The organism is Sphingomonas fuzhouensis (assembly GCF_034659795.1).
In the GTDB taxonomy this organism is placed as follows: domain Bacteria; phylum Pseudomonadota; class Alphaproteobacteria; order Sphingomonadales; family Sphingomonadaceae; genus Sphingomonas; species Sphingomonas fuzhouensis.
Map to the genome: position 1 here is coordinate 621518 of NZ_JAXSQY010000001.1, position 16504 is coordinate 638021.

10 protein-coding genes are annotated in these 16504 nt (G+C 66.5%); 6 read left to right on the plus strand and 4 right to left on the minus strand.

The annotated features are described in order from the left end of the window. Positions 1-4: 4 nt before the first annotated feature. The 6 genes from ptsP to U1H82_RS02950 all read left to right on the plus strand — a co-directional run bounded on the left by ptsP (position 5) and on the right by U1H82_RS02950 (position 9423). On the plus strand, positions 5-2455 hold the full coding sequence (gene ptsP / locus U1H82_RS02925; RefSeq protein WP_322963439.1) for a phosphoenolpyruvate--protein phosphotransferase: 2451 nt from the start codon (positions 5-7) through the stop codon (positions 2453-2455). After that, positions 2452-4167 (plus strand): N-acetylglucosamine-specific PTS transporter subunit IIBC, encoded by a 1716-nt coding sequence (nagE, locus tag U1H82_RS02930; RefSeq protein WP_322963440.1) that lies wholly within the window; start codon positions 2452-2454, stop codon positions 4165-4167. Before ptsP ends, nagE begins: the two co-directional genes overlap by 4 nt. A 122-nt stretch (positions 4168-4289) precedes the next feature. Then, a complete protein-coding gene (locus U1H82_RS02935) occupies positions 4290-5075 on the plus strand; it encodes an IclR family transcriptional regulator (protein ID WP_322963441.1) in 786 nt (261 codons plus the stop codon). A gap of 174 nt (positions 5076-5249) precedes the next feature. Beyond that, positions 5250-6335, plus strand: a complete 1086-nt coding sequence (locus U1H82_RS02940; protein WP_322963772.1) for a DUF475 domain-containing protein — start codon at positions 5250-5252, stop codon at positions 6333-6335. A 78-nt stretch (positions 6336-6413) separates the two neighbouring features. Then, positions 6414-7205, plus strand: a complete 792-nt coding sequence (locus U1H82_RS02945) for a Crp/Fnr family transcriptional regulator (RefSeq protein ID WP_322963442.1) — start codon at positions 6414-6416, stop codon at positions 7203-7205. Between the two features lie 100 nt (positions 7206-7305). Next, positions 7306-9423 (plus strand): M3 family metallopeptidase, encoded by a 2118-nt coding sequence (locus U1H82_RS02950; protein ID WP_322963443.1) that lies wholly within the window; start codon positions 7306-7308, stop codon positions 9421-9423. 45 nt (positions 9424-9468) lie between these two features. Here the strand turns inward: U1H82_RS02950 and U1H82_RS02955 are convergent, their stop codons facing one another. The 4 genes from U1H82_RS02955 to U1H82_RS02970 are packed head-to-tail and all read right to left on the minus strand — an operon-like array spanning position 9469 to position 16488. Beyond that, positions 9469-11547 (minus strand): glycoside hydrolase family 97 protein, encoded by a 2079-nt coding sequence (locus tag U1H82_RS02955; RefSeq protein WP_322963444.1) that lies wholly within the window; start codon positions 11545-11547, stop codon positions 9469-9471. Next, positions 11544-13157: an alpha-amylase family glycosyl hydrolase gene (locus U1H82_RS02960; protein ID WP_322963445.1), complete on the minus strand. Its 1614-nt coding sequence runs from the start codon at positions 13155-13157 to the stop codon at positions 11544-11546. Before U1H82_RS02960 ends, U1H82_RS02955 begins: the two co-directional genes overlap by 4 nt. Beyond that, positions 13157-14950, minus strand: coding sequence for an alpha-amylase family glycosyl hydrolase (locus tag U1H82_RS02965; RefSeq protein ID WP_322963446.1), 1794 nt, complete (start codon positions 14948-14950; stop codon positions 13157-13159). Before U1H82_RS02965 ends, U1H82_RS02960 begins: the two co-directional genes overlap by 1 nt. Then, complete coding sequence (locus tag U1H82_RS02970) at positions 14947-16488, minus strand: tryptophan halogenase family protein (protein ID WP_322963447.1); 1542 nt, start codon at positions 16486-16488, stop codon at positions 14947-14949. The genes U1H82_RS02965 and U1H82_RS02970 overlap by 4 nt, the downstream gene beginning before the upstream one ends. Positions 16489-16504: the final 16 nt, after the last annotated feature.

Consider the following 16504-nt stretch of genomic DNA (forward strand, 5'->3'; position numbering starts at 1 on the left):
TGCGATGAGTGACCTGACCGTTTTTGCGCCGCTGGCCGGCTGGGTGACGCCGCTTGCCGACGTGCCGGACCCTGTCTTCGCCGAAAAGATGCTGGGCGACGGCGTGGCGATCGATCCGGTCAACGACGCGCTGTGCGCCCCCTGCGATGCGACCGTGCTGACCGTGCACGAGGCGGGCCATGCGGTGACGCTACGCAGCACCGATGGCTATGAACTGATCTGCCATATCGGCATCGACACCGTGTCGCTGGGCGGCAAGGGGCTGACCCCGCAGGTGCAGGCGGGCGCGAAGGTGCTGGCGGGGCAGCCGCTGATCCGCTTCGACCTCGACTATCTGGTCCAGAACGCGCCCGCCGTCGTCACGCCGATCATCGTCGCTGACGCCACCCGCTATGCCGTCGAGCCGATCGCCAAGGGGCTGGTCGCGGTCGGCGATCCGCTGCTGCGCGTCGTGCCGTTGGGCGGTGAGGCGGTCGAGGCCGATACCGGCGGCGAGACGCTGATCGAGGAAACGGTCGTGGCGCTGTCGCACGGCCTGCACGCCCGTCCCGCCGCGCGGCTGGTCGAGGCCGTCCGCAAGCATGATGCGCGCGTCACACTCTATCATGGCGACCGCCACGCCTCGGCGCTGAGCGCGGTCGGCCTGCTGGGGCTTGGCCTGGGCCATGGAACGACGGTACGGATCGAGGCGAGCGGGGCACAGGCCGCCGCCGCCATGGCCGAGGTCATCGCCTTCCTGAACGACGCCACGCCCGAGGAAATGCCGGTCGACGCGCCCGAGCCGGTTCGCGGCGAAGGGCCGGGGCTGGGCGGGGTTCCTGCCGCGCCGGGCCTCGCGGTCGGGCCGATCCACCGCCTGACCCGTGCGACCATTCCGGTCGAAACGCTGGCCGGGACGGTCGAGGAGGAACGCGTGCGTCTGACGCACGCGCTCGACACGATTCGCGCCAGTCTCGCGCAGGCCGCTACCGCCGGTGGCGCGCGGGGCGGGGTGATGGCCGCGCATGGCGCGATGCTCGCCGACCCGACGCTGACCGACGCCGCTCTGGCCGCGATCGGCCGGGGGCTGAGCGCGGGCGTCGCGTGGCAGGAAGCGATCACCGAACAGGTCGCCGTCCTGCTGTCGAGCGGCGACCGCCGCATCGCCGAGCGCGCCGACGATCTGCGCGATCTGGAGCGCCATGTGCTCGCAGCACTTGCGGGATTGCCGATCGAGGGGCCGAGCGTGCCGACGGGCGCGATCCTGGTCGCCGAGGATCTGCTACCCAGCCAGGTCGCCGCACTCGATGCCGCCGTCGTGGCGGGCATCGCGCTGGTCAAGGGCGGGCCGACCTCGCACGCCGCGATCCTGGCGGCGGGCATGGGCCTGCCCATGGCGGTGGCGTTCGGCGAGCCGCTGGCGGCGCTGGAGGATGGCCGGGTCATCGTGCTGGACGCCGATCGCGGCCTGATCGATCCCGAACCCGATGCCGAGGCGCAAAGCGCGGCACGCGACACCATTGCCCGCCGCAAGGCCGAGATGGAAGCCGCCCGCGCCGCGCAAGGGCCCTGCCGTATGGCGGACGGCGTGCGGATCGAGATGTTCGCTAATCTCGGCTCGGTCGCGGATGCCGAGGCGGCGGTGGCGGAGGGCGCGGAGGGCTGTGGCCTGTTGCGCACCGAATTCCTGTTCCTGGAGCGGGCGACCGCGCCGACCCGCGAGGAACAGGCGCGCGACTATCAGGCGATCGCCGATGCGCTGGGCGACCGGCCGATGATCGTCCGGCTGCTCGATGTCGGTGGCGACAAGCCCGCGCCCTATATGGACCTGCCCGTCGAGGAAAACCCGGCGCTGGGCCTGCGCGGCATCCGCGTGTCGCTGGCCGATCCGCAATTGCTGGAGGATCAGGTCGCCGCGATTCTGGCGGTGCGCCAGCCGTGCCGGATCATGGCGCCGATGGTTGCCAGCCTGTCTGAGCTGGAGGCGGTTCGGGCCGTCGTCGAGCGGCAAGGCGGAAAGGCCGAGGTCGGCGTGATGATCGAGACCCCGGCGGCCGCGATTTCCGCCGATATCCTCGCGCGCAAGGCCGACTTCTTCTCGATCGGCACCAACGACCTGACCCAGTACACGCTGGCCATGGATCGCGGCAACGCGGCGGTGGCGGCGGGCGTCGACGGGCTTCATCCGGCGGTGCTGCGCCTGATCGGCACGACCTGCGACGGCGCGGCCAAGCATGACACGCCGGTCGGCGTCTGCGGCTCTCTTGCCGCCGATCGCCTGGCGGTGCCGATCCTGCTCGGCTTGGGCGTGACCGAATTGTCGGTGCCCCCGGCGCGGGTGGCGGCGATCAAGGCGCTGGTCGGCAAGCTCGATATGGTCCGCTGCCGCGCCGCCGCGATTGCCGCGCTGGCGCTCCCCTCGGCGGCGGCGGTCCGCGCGCACATCACGACTATGCTTCAGGAGATCGGCGCATGAGCTCGCCCATGGCCTCGCTTCAATCGCTCGGGCGGGCGCTGATGCTGCCCATCGCGGTCCTGCCCGTGGCGGGGCTGCTGCTCCGGCTGGGCCAGCCCGATATGCTGAACATCGCCTTCATGGCGAATGCGGGCAATGCGATCTTCGACAATCTGGGGCTGCTATTCGCGGTCGGTGTCGCCACCGCCTTTGCCCGTGACGGCAATGGCGCGGCGGCGCTGGCGGGCATCACCTGCTACCTCGTCACCATCAAGGGGGCCGAGACGCTGGTCGTGCCCCCGGCGGGAACCGGGGCAGGGCTGGCCAAGGATATTGCCGGCATCGTCGATGCCGCCTGGCGGACCAAGGCGGTGCACCGCTTCGACGTGCCGGTCGGCATCGTCGCCGGGTTGATCGGGGGGAGCTTCTACAACCGTTTCGCTACGATCAAGATGCCGGAATATCTCGCCTTTTTTGGTGGTCGTCGCTTCGTGCCGATTATCTCCGGGATAGTGGGCCTGGGTCTGGCGGCGCTGCTCGGCGTGGCGTTCGGGCCGGTCAATGCGGGCATCGATGCGATGAGCCAGGGCATCGTCCAGGCGGGCGGGCTGGGGCTGTTCGCCTTTGGCGTCCTGAACCGATTGCTGATCGTCACCGGCCTGCACCACATTCTGAACACCGTCGCCTATTTCGTGGTCGGCGACTATCACGGCAAGACGGGCGACCTGACCCGCTTCTTCGCGGGCGATCCGACGGCGGGCGCGTTCATGAGCGGGTTCTTCCCCGTGATGATGTTCGGCCTGCCCGCCGCGTGCCTGGCCATGTATCATGAGGCGCTGCCGGAGCGGAAAAAGGCGGTCGGCGGCATGCTCTTCAGTCTGGCGCTGATGTCGTTCCTGACCGGCGTGACCGAGCCGATCGAGTTCAGCTTCATGTTCCTGGCGCCGGTCCTCTACGCCTTCCATGCGATCCTGACGGGTCTGTCGGAAGCGCTGATGAATGCGCTGGGCGTGCGGTTGGGCTATACCTTCTCGGCCGGTCTGTTCGACTATGTCATCAATTTCGGCAAGGCGACCAAGCCGCTGCTGCTGATCCCGATCGGCGCGGTCTATGCGCTGCTCTATTACAGCGTGTTCCGCTTCGCCATTCGCCGCTGGAACCTGCAGACGCCGGGCCGCGAGGCGGATGCCGCCGTCGAGACCGACCAGCCCGAGGGCAATGCGGTCGCAGGGGGGCGGGGCGCGTCCTTCGTCGCGGCGATGGGCGGCAGCACCAACCTCAGCGAAGTTGCCGCCTGCACCACGCGTCTGCGCCTGATCGTCGTCGATCCGGCGCAGGTCGACGAACCGGCGCTCAAGCGGCTGGGCGCACGCGGTATCCTGCGCCCCTCGCCCAGCGGCGTCCAGGTCGTGCTGGGGCCGGTCGCCGACACCGTCGCGATGGAAATGCGCGCGGCGATGGAGGCAGGCCCGGTCGCGGCGACCACCCGCACGGCGGCGGTGCCGGCGGTGGCTGCTCCGGCGCCGGAGAAAGCGAGCAGCACGCAGGCCAGTCTGCCTGACAGGTTGGTCCGGGCGATGGGGGGGACGGACAATATCGTCTCGTCCAGCCATCATGCCGGACGCTGGCGCGTTGTCCTGGCCGATCCAGCCAGGCAGGCGGCGGTTCCCCCCGATCAGGTGCGGACGATCGTCCAGGTCGCGCCCGGCATAGTTCACATCCTGATCGATTAAATTACTGTCATGCAGTCGTTAATCATATTGCCGCTGCAAGAGCAGACGATATAGCCGCGCATGTCGGACACGCATAAGGAGGCGGTCATCACGCAGCGTGGTCGACCGCGACGGAGGGATTATTGATCACCGAACCGGCGGGAGGATTGGACGATAAGCGACTCTACCGCGCTCCGGCTCTGGAGAAGGGGTTGGATATCCTGGAACTCTTGGCGGCGGAGGAACATCCGCTGACGATGAGCGCCATCGTCACCCGGCTCGGCCGCTCGACCGGCGAGCTGTTCCGGATGATCCAGGTGCTGGAACATCGGGGTTATGTCGCACAAGGTCCCGATGGCTATGTCATGACCCCGCGGCTGTTCCACCTGGGGCTGAAGCGGCCGCCGGTGCGCAGCCTGATGGAACAGGCGCTGCCCGAAATGCGGCTGCTGGCCGACCAGATCGGTCAGTCCTGTTATCTTGCCATCCCCTCGGGTGCGGCATCCTCGGTCATCGCGCGGATGGAGGCCAACACCTCGGTCGGCTTTTCGGTGCGGGTCGGCTATCGACGGCTGCTGCACGAGACGTCGTCAGGCCTGATCCTCTACGCCTTCCAACCCGACGACACGCGCCGCGAATGGGAAGGTCTGTTCGATCCGCCCCTGTCCGACCAGATGCGCGATACGCTGATCGCCAAGGCCGATACGCTTCGCGCCCAGGGTTTCGCGCGGACGGACAGTCCCGAGCTGACGGGCATGGTCGAACTGGCGGTGCCGGTCATGCGGGCGGGGCGCGCCTGCGCGGTCCTGACGGTGCCGTTCATCCGGATCACCGACGCACTGGTTGACGACGAGGAAGCGCTGGCCCAGTTGCGCGCCACCGCCACGCGGATATCCGAACAGCTGATCGGCAACGACGCGCGCATCTGATAACCGCCGGGTCTTGTCCGATCCCGGCCGCTGATCCCGACTTGTCGTGTCTCGGCTTCGCGGCGATAGAGCCGGTTTCCGATTGAACAAATCCGACCAACCGGGCTTTACGTCCCGGTCGTCGGATCGCCGCGCACGCGGCCGGTCGGACAGCTACGGGGGACCAGGCGAGTGCTGCTGAAATATTATAAGGGATCGTTTCTGTTCACGGCGCTCTGCCTGGCGATTGCCGCCTGGCTGGGCTTTGAGAGCACGGGGACGTTGCCCGGCACGCTCGGCATCTTGTGGATCGTGCTGGTGCTCGGCGTGTTGGAAGTGTCGTTGTCCTTCGACAATGCGGTGGTCAATGCGACCGTGCTGCGCGACATGGACGACAAATGGCGTCGCCGCTTCCTGACCTGGGGCATTCTGATCGCGGTGTTCGGGATGCGCATCATCTTCCCGCTCGCCATCGTCGCCATCGCCGCGCATATGGGCCCGATCGAGGCGATCAAGCTCGCCGCGGGTGATCCCGTCCGCTACGAACAGATCATCACATCGGCGCATGTCGGCATTTCGGGCTTTGGCGGCAGCTTCCTGGCGATGGTCGGCCTGAACTTCTTTCTCGATGACGAGAAGGATGAGCATTGGCTGCCGGTGATCGAGCGGCCGCTGGCGGCGCTGCGGGACATTTCGGGGCTGGCGACGGGCATCGTCCTGCTGGCGCTCTATGTCATTGCGCAGTTTATTCCGGCCGAAGAGGCGATGACCTTCATCACCTCGGGCATCTTCGGCCTGCTCACCTATATCGCGGTCCATGCCATCGGCGTCCTGCTGGAGGGTGACGGCGACGCCGCGACCGGGGCTGCGGCGCGATCGGGTTTTGCCGCCTTCCTCTATCTTGAAGTGCTCGACGCCAGCTTCTCGTTCGACGGGGTGATTGGGGCGTTCGCCTTGTCGAACAACCTGTTCATCATCGCGCTGGGGCTGGGTATCGGTGCGATGTTCGTCCGTTCGATGACGATCATGCTGGTCGATCATGGCACGCTCGCCCAATATCGCTATCTGGAGCACGGTGCCTTCTATGCCATCGTCGCGCTGGCCGCGATCATGCTGCTGTCGGTCCGGTTCCATATCCCCGAGACGATTACCGGCCTGATCGGCGCGACGCTGATCGGTTTGTCCTTCTGGGCGTCGGTGCGCAGCAACCGCAAGGCACCGGAAGGCCTTTCGCATGGCGGCGATCCGGTGCGGGCGGCGGGCAAGCCGATCGGCGACTGACCCGCCGATCGTGTCGCTTGCGGAACACTTTGCCCATGCGAGGGATTTCCCCTTCGAACACTGGGCGAGGGATATGTCATGTCCGTTTCCGCGATCGACAGGCTACGCGACCAAAGGCGCGATGACGATCAGTCGCGCCTGACCCATCTGTTCCTGAAGGGGCGCGGCCGCGACGCGATGACGCCCGACGACGCCGCGATACTGGAAGACAGCATCGACGAGGTGCGCAGCATCCCGGCGCGAACGATCGTCATCCGGCGCGACGAGCGGGTGCGGCATAGCAGCCTGCTGCTCGAAGGCGTGATGTGCCGATACATGGACGATCGGCATGGCAATCGCCAGATCGTCGCCTTCCACGTCCCCGGCGATTTCGTCGACCTGCACGGCTTCGCGATGCGCCATCTCGACCATGACGTGGCGACGCTGACCCCGGTTCGCGTCGCACTGGCGGGCCATGATCGGCTGGAGGAGATTGTCGCGCATCGGCCTCGGTTGACGCGGTTGCTCTGGTTCTCGACGCTGCTCGATGCTGCGATGCATCGCGAATGGGTGTTCCGCCTGGGGCGGCTGGAGGCGGACGGGCGGGTCGCGCATCTGTTCTGCGAGCTTCATGCGCGCCTTTCGATGGTCGATCTGGTGCATGACGGCGCGTTCCGCTTCCCGGTGACGCAGATCGATCTGGCCGAGGCGGTGGGGATCACTCCCGTCCATCTCAACCGTGTGCTCCGGTCGCTGCGCGAGCGCGGGCTGATGACCTTTCGTACCGGTGAGGCGCGCATCCTCGACCTCGACACGCTGGCGGCGCTGGCGGATTTCGATCCCGGCTATCTCTATGGCGGCGGCCCGACACTGGAGCGCCATGGGGGATGAGGCCCCGAGCGGCGGATGACGACGGTGGTGGGCGCAAGACTTTACCCGCCGAAACATGGGTTTATGGTGATGACGCGCGTTTCATGACCGGGAGTTCACATTGCGTCATCTGTCCCTCGCCGCCGCTCTGGCGGCCTTTTTGAGTACGTCCGCCATGGCGTCTCCACCCCAGGCGGCCCAGGCCCCCGCCGCCAATCCGTTGATCGCCCCCTGGACCGGCCCCTATGGCGGGGTGCCGCCCTGGGACAAGGTGAAGCCCGAACTGTTCCCCGCGGCGTTCGAGGCGGCGCTGGCTGAGCGTCAGCAAGACTATGACCGGATCGCCAACAATCCGGCCAAGCCGACCTTCGCCAATACCTTCGTGCCGATGCAGAATGCCGGGCAGACGCTGAACCGCGTGATGACGCTGTTCGGGGTGATGACCGGCAATATGAACACGCCCGCCTATCAGGCGCTCGACCGCGAATGGTCGCCCAAGCTGTCCAAGGCGTCGGACGCCATCACCTTCAACCCCAAGCTGTTCGCCCGGATCGAGGCGATCTACAAGGCCCGCGATACCTCGGGCCTCGACGCGCAGCAGAAGCGGCTGGTCACACGAACTTATGACAGCTTCGTGCGGCAGGGTGCCAAGCTGACGCCGGCACAGAAGGAGGAACTGTCCGCCTTCAACCAGAACCTCGCGATCAACTTCAGCGAGTTTTCGCAGCGGCTGCTGGCCGATGAAGGCACCGCGATCATCGTAACCGACGAGGGGCGGCTGGCAGGCCTGCCCGACAGCGTGAAGGCGGTGGCGAAAGCGGCGGCGGCCGAGCGCGGGCAACAGGGCTGGGCGATCGTCAACACGCGGTCAGCGGTCGATCCCGTGCTGACCTTCGCCACCGACCGGGGCTTGCGCGAGCAGGTATGGCGCGCCTTTACCAAGCGCGGCGACAATGGCGATATCAACGATACCAAGGCGACCATCGCCCGCATCGTCCGCCTGCGCGCCAACCGCGCGCATCTGCTGGGCTTCAAGACCCATGCCGACTGGCGGATGCAGGACACCATGGCCAAGACCCCGGCCGCCGCGATGGACCTGATGATGCGCGTCTGGCCCGCCGCCAAGGCGCGCGTCGCCGAGGAAGTCCGCGACATGCAGGCGATTGCGGATAAGGATGGCGCGAAGATCACCATCGAGCCCTGGGACTATCGCTTCTATCAGGAGAAGGTCCGCAAGAGCCGCTACGACCTCGATCAGGCCGAGTTGAAGCCCTATTTCGAGCTGAACAACATCATCCAGGGTTCGCTCTATGCCGCGAACCGGCTCTATGGGCTGGAGTTCAAGGAGATCACCGGCACGGTTCCGGTGTTCGAGCCGAACATGCGCGTCTGGCATGTGACCCGCAACGGCAAGGAAGTGGGCCTGTTCTACCGCGACGATTTCGCGCGGACCGGCAAGCGTTCGGGCGCCTGGGCCAACACCTATCGCGGCCAGCGCAACCTGCCGCCGGTGCAGAATGTCCTGTCGTCGAACAACAACAACTTCGCCAAGGGTGCGAAGGGCGAGCCGGTGCTCATCAGCCTGGACGATGCCGAGACGCTGTTCCACGAATTCGGCCACGCGATACACGCGATGCTCCAGAACGTCACCTATCCGGGGCTCGCGGGCACGCCGCGCGACTTCGTGGAATATCCCAGCCAGGTGAACGAGCATTGGCTGCTGACCCGCGACGTGCTCGACAAATATGCGCGCCACTACAAGACCGGCCAGCCCATGCCGCAGGCGCTGCTCGACAAGATCAAGGCGTCGGAGACCTTCAACCAGGGCTTTGCGACGACCGAATATCTGTCCTCGGCGATCGTCGACATGAAGCTGCACACCATTGCTGATGGCGTGGTCGATCCGGCGGCATTCGAGGCGGCGACCCTAAAGGAGATCGGGATGCCGAAGGAGCTGGTGATGCGGCACCGCCTGCCGCAGTTCAATCACCTGTTCTCGTCGGACAGCTATTCGGCCGGGTATTACAGCTATCTCTGGTCGGAGACGATGGACGCCGACACCTTCGCCGCGTTCGAGGAAGCGGGCAGTCCGTGGGACAAGGCGACAGCGGATCGCTTCGCGCGTATTCTGTTGTCGACGGGGAATGAGACCGACCGGGCGGAAGCGTACCGCGCGTTCCGGGGGCGTGATCCGGATGTGAACGCGTTGTTGAAGCAGCGCGGTTTCCCGACGAAGTAACCGCTTAAATCCTCCCCAAGCAGAGCTTGGGGAGGATTTTTTGCGTTACAGAGCCTTCAACCGGATCGCTTGGCCGCCGCCGGGGGCCAGCGACAGGGTCAGCGTATCGCCCTTCTTCACCCGCTTGGTCTCGAACGCGATGGAATGGCGCGCCTCGGTCGCATAGGTCGCGCCGGGACCGTCCTTGTAGACCTGCGCCTCATAGGTCTTGCCCGGCTCCAGGAAGTCCAGCGTCACGGTCAAGTCCCGCGCATTCTCGTCGGTGATCGAGCCGATATACCAGTCGCGGCTCTTTCGGTCCCGCCGCGCGAAGGTGACATAATCGCCAACCTCGCCGTTCAGCACCCGGCTATCCTCCCAATCGACCGGCACATCCGCGATGAAGCGGAAGGCTTCTGGATATTTTGCGTAATTCTCCGGCGTGTCCGCCGCCATCTGCACCGGCGAATAGAGCACGACATACAGCGCCAGTTGCTTGGCGATGGTCGACTGGATCGGACTGTTGTCGGTGCCGGTCAGGCTGAGCACGCCCGGCGTGAAGTCCATCGGGCCTTCGAGCATCCGGGTGAAGGTCAGGTTCGCCTCATGCTCGGGCGGGTTCTTTCCGGCCCAGGCGTTATACTCCATCCCCCGCGAGCCCTCGCGCGCCAGCCAGTTGGGATAGGTGCGGCGCAGGCCGGTGTCCTTGACCGGCTCGTGGGCATCGATCGACACCTTGTACTTGGCGGCGGCCTCCAGCACGCGCAGATGGTGGTTCACCATCCACTGGCCCTCATGCCACTCGCGCGACACCGAGCCGTCCGCGTTCACCCGCTCGATCTGCCCGGCATCGGCGACATAGCCGGTCTTGACGACATGCTCGCCATGATCGGCGGCGAACTTGAAGGCCGGGTCGAACTGGCTCTCATAGTGGCTGACCGCGCCGCCCGTCTCATGATGGCCGATCAGCGAGACGCCTTTTGACTTGGCGTATTTCGCCAGCGCATCGGCGTCGAAATCCTCCGCCGGGGTGGCGAACTGCATCGCCGAGCCATTGCCCGCCCAGTCGCCGTCCCAGCCGATATTCCACCCCTCGACCAGCACGCCGGGGATGCCGTATTTCGCGGCGAAGTTGATATAGGTCTTCACGTTCGCGGTGGTCGCGCCGTGGCGGGGGCCGCGTGCCCAGCTCCATTCGCCCTTGATCATCTTCCACCAGACGCCGACGAACTTGCCCGGCTTCACCCAGGATACGTCGCCCAGCTTGTTGGGCTCGTTCAGGTTGAGCATCAGATGGCTCATATACAGCCCGCCCGCGTCGGGGGCGATCAGGATGGTCCGCCACGGCGTTTCCCACGCGCCGGTCTTCATGACCTTGGGCGCGCCCGAGCCGGGGGTGAGCACCGCCTTGAAGCTGTTGCCCTCGGTCTTCATCAGCCCCATGCTGGCATAGTCGACCAGCGCCGCCTCATGGATGGCGATATGGGTGCCGTCGTCCAGCTTCATGGTGATCGGCGTCGCCGCCGTGCCGACCGCGTTGATGGGGGTGCGGTTGTAGAGATACTCTTCGCGGTTCCACAGGAAAGCGGGCTTCCACCACGCCGTGCCGTCTTGCGCGATGTTGAACTCGGTCAGTTCCTCAGCGATGTTCGCGTGTGGAAGCCCCTGTTGCTCGGGAAACTCGTAGCGGAAGCCGACGCCGTCGTCCTGCACCCGGAACACCACGTCATAGCGGCGATGGAGCGCGCTCGATTCCATCAGGCGGACGCGCATCTCGCGGTGATTGTCGCGGATGGTGCGCCACTCGCCCCAAGGCTGGGTCCAGCTGGTGTCGGACTTGGCGTGGGCGACGGACTCGATTTTCATCCCTCGCTCGATCTTGGGCGCGTCAGCGAACATCATGCCCAGGCGAGACGGCGCGACGATCGCCTTGCCGTTCCGTGCGATCATATAAACGGCGCGACCGTCATTGTCGGTCGAGACCTGTACTGTGATCTTGCCATTGGGCGAGGTTTCCACCGCGTCGGGCTGGCCGACGGGCTTGGCGAATTTGAACGTCTCATTGACCGCCGGATCGGCGGGGCCGTTCTGGGCATGGGCGGCGCTGGCGATCAGGCCCAGTCCCAAGGCAATGGTCGTCTTCATACAGTCATCTCCCGGATCGCCGCCCCGAACGCGCCCAGGCGTTCATCGGTGGCGCTATTGATCTGGACCAGAACCCGCCCACCACGCGGCAGGGCAGGGGGCAGGGTCATGGGCGTGTCGCCCAGATTGAACAGGCAGAGCAGCCGCTGGTCGCCCTCGCGCCGCTCGAACGCGAGCAGCTGGTCGTCGGCATGGAGCAGCGTCAGGTCGCCGACCGCCAGCGCTGGCGTTTCCGCGCGCAGGCGAACGAGGCGACGGGTGAGGTTCAGGAGCGAGTCCGGGTCGCCGTCCTGCCGGTTGACTGCCAGTGCGGCATGATCCGGCCCGACGGGCAGCCACGGCTCGGCGTCCGAAAAACCACCGTTAATGGCATTGCTGCTCCACGGCATCGGCGTGCGCACCCCGTCGCGCGACAGGGTCAGCGGCCAGTTTGCGATCGCCTCCGGGTCGACCAGCCGCTCGAACGGTACATCGACCTGCGTCAGCCCCAGCTCCTCGCCTTGATAGAGAAACGCATTGCCGCGCAGCGACAGGAGCAGCAGCATCTTCATCCGCGCGAACGGCTCGCGATGCTCCGGCGTGGTCCAGCGCGACACGGCGCGCGGCGCGTCGTGATTCTCGAACGCCCAGCTCGGCCAGCCCGTACCAGGCTCGGCGGGCCATTTCGCCAGCGCCTCGGCGACGATGCGCGGGGTCAGCCGGTCGGCATAGAGGAAGTCGAAGCCGTACGCGGTGTTGAGCCGGTGATCGCCCGCCGTGAACAGCTTCATCTCGCGGTCGGCCTCGTCGCCGCCGACCTCGGCTACGGTGAAGCGGTCGCCATACTCGTCCAGCGTGGCGCGGATGCGTTCCAGGAACGGCACGATGTCGGAATGGCTCTGATTATAGAGCTTCAGCTGGAAGTCGAACGGCCGGGTGCGCGTCTTGCCGGTGTCGGGGGCGGGCGGGTTATCGCGGAAAGTCGGCTCGTGCATCATGAAGTTGATCGCATCGAGGCGGAAGCCGTCCACTCCCCGGTCGAGCCAGAAGCGCGCCGTCGCCAGCAACTCGGCCTGCACGTCCGGGTGATGGACGTGAAGCTGCGGCTGCTCCTTCAGGAAATTGTGGAGGTAATATTGCCCGCGCCGGGCGTCCCAGGTCCAGGCGGGGCCGCCGAATACCGACTGCCAGTTGGACGGCGGCGAGCCGTCGGGCTTGGCATCGGCCCAGACATACCAGTCGGCGCGGGCATTGGTGCGGCTCGACCGGCTCTCGGTAAACCAGGGATGTTCGTCGGAGGTGTGGCTGTACACCTGATCGATGACGACCTTCAGACCCAGTTCGTGGGCTCGGGCGACCAGCGCGTCGAAATCCTTGAGCGTGCCGAAGATCGGATCGACGTCGCGGTAATCCGCCACGTCATAGCCGAAATCCTTCATCGGCGAGGTGAAGAAGGGCGACAGCCAGATCGCATCCACCCCCAGGCTGGCGACATGATCGAGGCGCGCGGTGATGCCCGGCAGGTCGCCGATGCCGTCGCCATTGCTGTCGGCGAAGCTACGCGGGTAGATTTGATAGATCACCGCGCCCTTCCACCAGGGGCGTGCGGCGTGGGGGATGGTCTTGGTCATCAACGGCTCTCCGCCGCGCAGACGGCATAGCCGAAGGCGGGCAATTCCAACATCAGGCTCCCCGGCGCGGCGGCGCTCGGGGCGCAGGCACCCGCCATGGCGGTGAAACGCTGCGAGCCGGTTTCGACCTGAACGGCCTGGGTGATCGGTTTGCCCGAGGTGTTGAACGCGATCACATATTCGCGTCCCGTGGCGGGGTCGAAACGGGACACCGCGAACAGCCCCGGCGCATCGCCCCGCGCGCGGATCACCTGCCGCCCGCGCGTGAGGGCGGGGTTGGCGACGCGCAGGCGGGCGAGCGCCGCGATCTCGCGATAAAGCGGGTGGCTGGTCACGAAGCTGTCGGTCGCGGTCGTCTTCGTCGTGCCGACGAGCGTGTTGTTGTTATAGCTTGCGACCTTGCTGGCGAACATGTCCTCGCGTGCGTCCTGGTCATTGCCGTCGCCCGCAAAGCCCTGTTCGTCGCCCGAATAGATGGTCGGTACGCCGCGCAAGGTCAGCAGCATGGCATGACCGAGTTCGACGCGCTTCAGGATTTCCGCGTCCGAGGCGTTGGGGTTGGCCTGCCTCACGTCACGGGCGAAGCGGCCATGGTCGTGATTGCCGAGGAAGGTCGGCAATATGTCCGCCGTCGCTTCCTCCTTGGCGTAGAGCACGTCACCCTCGAACAGGTTGGAGAGGATACGCGTCGGCTTGTTCTCGGCGACGGTCTGGATCACCGCGTTCATGAAGGCGAAGTCGAGGACCGCCGGATAGTCGGCAATCTTGGTCCAGCGGGCAAGGGCGCCTGGCTCCATCCCCGCCGTCACCTCGCCGAAGATGTGGAAGTTGGGGATGCCCTTCGCCTTGGCCCGCGCCAGCATCGCAGGCACGAAGCGGCGCCAGAATGCCGGGTCCACATGCTTGGCGGTATCGATACGAAAGCCGTCGATCCCGAACCGGTCGATCCAGCCGCCGTATATGTCGATCATCCCCGCGATCACGCGCGGGTTTTCGGTGAACAGATCGTCGAGTCCCGAAAAATCGCCCATGGTCGAACTCTCGTCCTCGAAGGTCGAGTTGCCGCGATTGTGGTAATAGATCGGGTCGTTGAGCCAGGCGGGGGTCTTGGCGTTCTTTTCACCCGCCGGGACGTACGGCGTATAGGCGTAGTTCGGGTCGATCAGCGTCGCGAAGTTGGCGGGGGTCTGCACATCGTCGCCCGCAAAGCCCGGATTGATCGCCCGGCCGTTCACGCCGCCGCGCCGTTGATAGGGATAGGTCGCGCGGTCGCGGTACGGGCAGGGCGAGCCCTCCGCGCATTCGCGATACTGGATCACGTCGGCGGTGTGGTTGACGATGATGTCCATATAGACCTTCATCCCCCGCGCATGGGCGGCGGCGATAAAGGCATGCAGGTCCGCTTCGCTGCCCAGATGCGGGTCGACCGTGGTGAAGTCGGTGATCCAGTAACCGTGATAGCCCGCGCTCTCCTGCCCCTTGGCGCCCTGAACCGGCTTGTTCTTGAAGATCGGCCCCAGCCAGATCGCGGTCGCGCCCAGCCCCTGAATATAGTCGAGCCGCTTGGTCAGCCCCTTCAGGTCGCCGCCATGGTAGAAGCCCTTGTGCGTCGGATCGAAACCCGTGATCAGCGGTCCGCCCTTCAGGCCGCCGCGGTCGTTGGACGGGTCGCCATTCTCGAACCGGTCGGGCAGGACGAAATAGATCACCTCGTCCTGCGGCAGGCGCTGGCGGTAATCCTGCGCGGCCAAGGGCGTTGCGGTGGCGAGCAGGGCGAGCAGCAGCGACTTCATGCGGGAACCTTCGAAACGGGCGCGGCGCAATGCGCGGTCAGAAAAGCGTCGTGCGTCGGTAGCCGCGCGGCCACCTGCGCGGCGTGACGCCGGGTGAGGGTGAGGAATTCGTCGAGTTCGTCCGGCGACACCGCATCGGCCAGTGCGTGATGCCCGGCGGGCAAGATGCCCTGACCGATCATCACCTGCGCCCAAGCGGGCTCGGCAAAGAGTTCGTCGCCATCGCGCTGGATGCGGCCGTTCGCGCGGAACAGGGCGATCCGGGCCGCGAGGCTATCGGGCAGCGGCACCGCGCGTCGCTCGACCCAGAAGGGCTCGGGGCGCGCATTGGCATGGTAATGCAGGATCAGGAAGTCCCGTACACCCAGCCACTCGGCCTCGGTCAGACGATTATAGGCGTCGATCTCGACCGGCTGGAGCATCGGCCCCGGCCAATAGTCCAGCAGCCGGGCGATAGCCGACTGGATCAGGTGAATGCTGGTCGACTCCAGCGGCTCCAGGAACCCGGCCGCCAGCCCCAGCGCGACGCAATTGCCGACCCAGGCGCGCCGCCGCCGCCCCGTGGTGAAGCGCAGCAGGCGCGGCGCGCCCGTCGCCTCTCCCCCCAAAGCCGGGAGCAGCCGGTCGGTCGCTTCATCCTCGGACAGGTGGCGGCTGTCATAGACAAGGCCGTTGCCGGTGCGATGCTGAAGCGGAATGCGCCAGCGCCACCCCGCTTCGTGCGCGATCGCGCGGGTATAGGGAGGCAGGGGGCTGGCCCGCTCGCCCGCCACGGCCAGCGCGCGGTCGCAGGGGAGCAGGTCGGACCAGTCGTCATACGGCTCGGCCAGCGTCTCGCCGATCAGCAGCCCGCGAAAGCCCGAGCAGTCGATGAACAGGTCGCCCGGTTCGCGATGTCCCCCCTCCAGCGCGACATGATCGATCCGCCCGGCCATGTCGCGCGCGACCGAGGCGATCCTGCCCTCCACCCGCACCACACCTGCCGCCTCGGCATGGCGACGCAGTAGCGCGGCATAGAGGCTGGCGTCGAAATGATAGGCCCAGGCCAGCCCGCTCGGCAGGTCCGGGCGGCCCGGATCGGGGGCAAAGCGCCCGGCCATCGCGGCCTGGGCGCTCGCCATATGCCCCCAGAGCGAGGCGGGGTTCGCCGCCCCGCCGCCGCGCAGCCAATAATGGTGGAACGGCACCAGACCCAGTCCGCGCCCGATACTGCCAAAGGCGTGGAGATAGCCGCTGCCGTCGCCCGACCAGCCCTCGAACCTGATGCCCAGCTTGAAGCTGCCATGGGTGGCGCGGAGGAACGCGGCCTCGTCCAGCCCCAGCATCTGGTTGAACAGGCGGATGCCAGGGATGGTCGCCTCGCCAACCCCGACGGTGCCGATCGCGTCGGACTCGATCAGGGTGATGCGGGTGGAGGCGGGGACGAACCGCGCGAGTGCCGCCGCCGCCATCCATCCGGCGGTGCCGCCGCCGACGATCACCACGCGCTGTGTAACGGCCGGGCGCGCGATACGGTCTGGGGAGGGGGCGGCGTCCATAAGGCGTCTCACAATG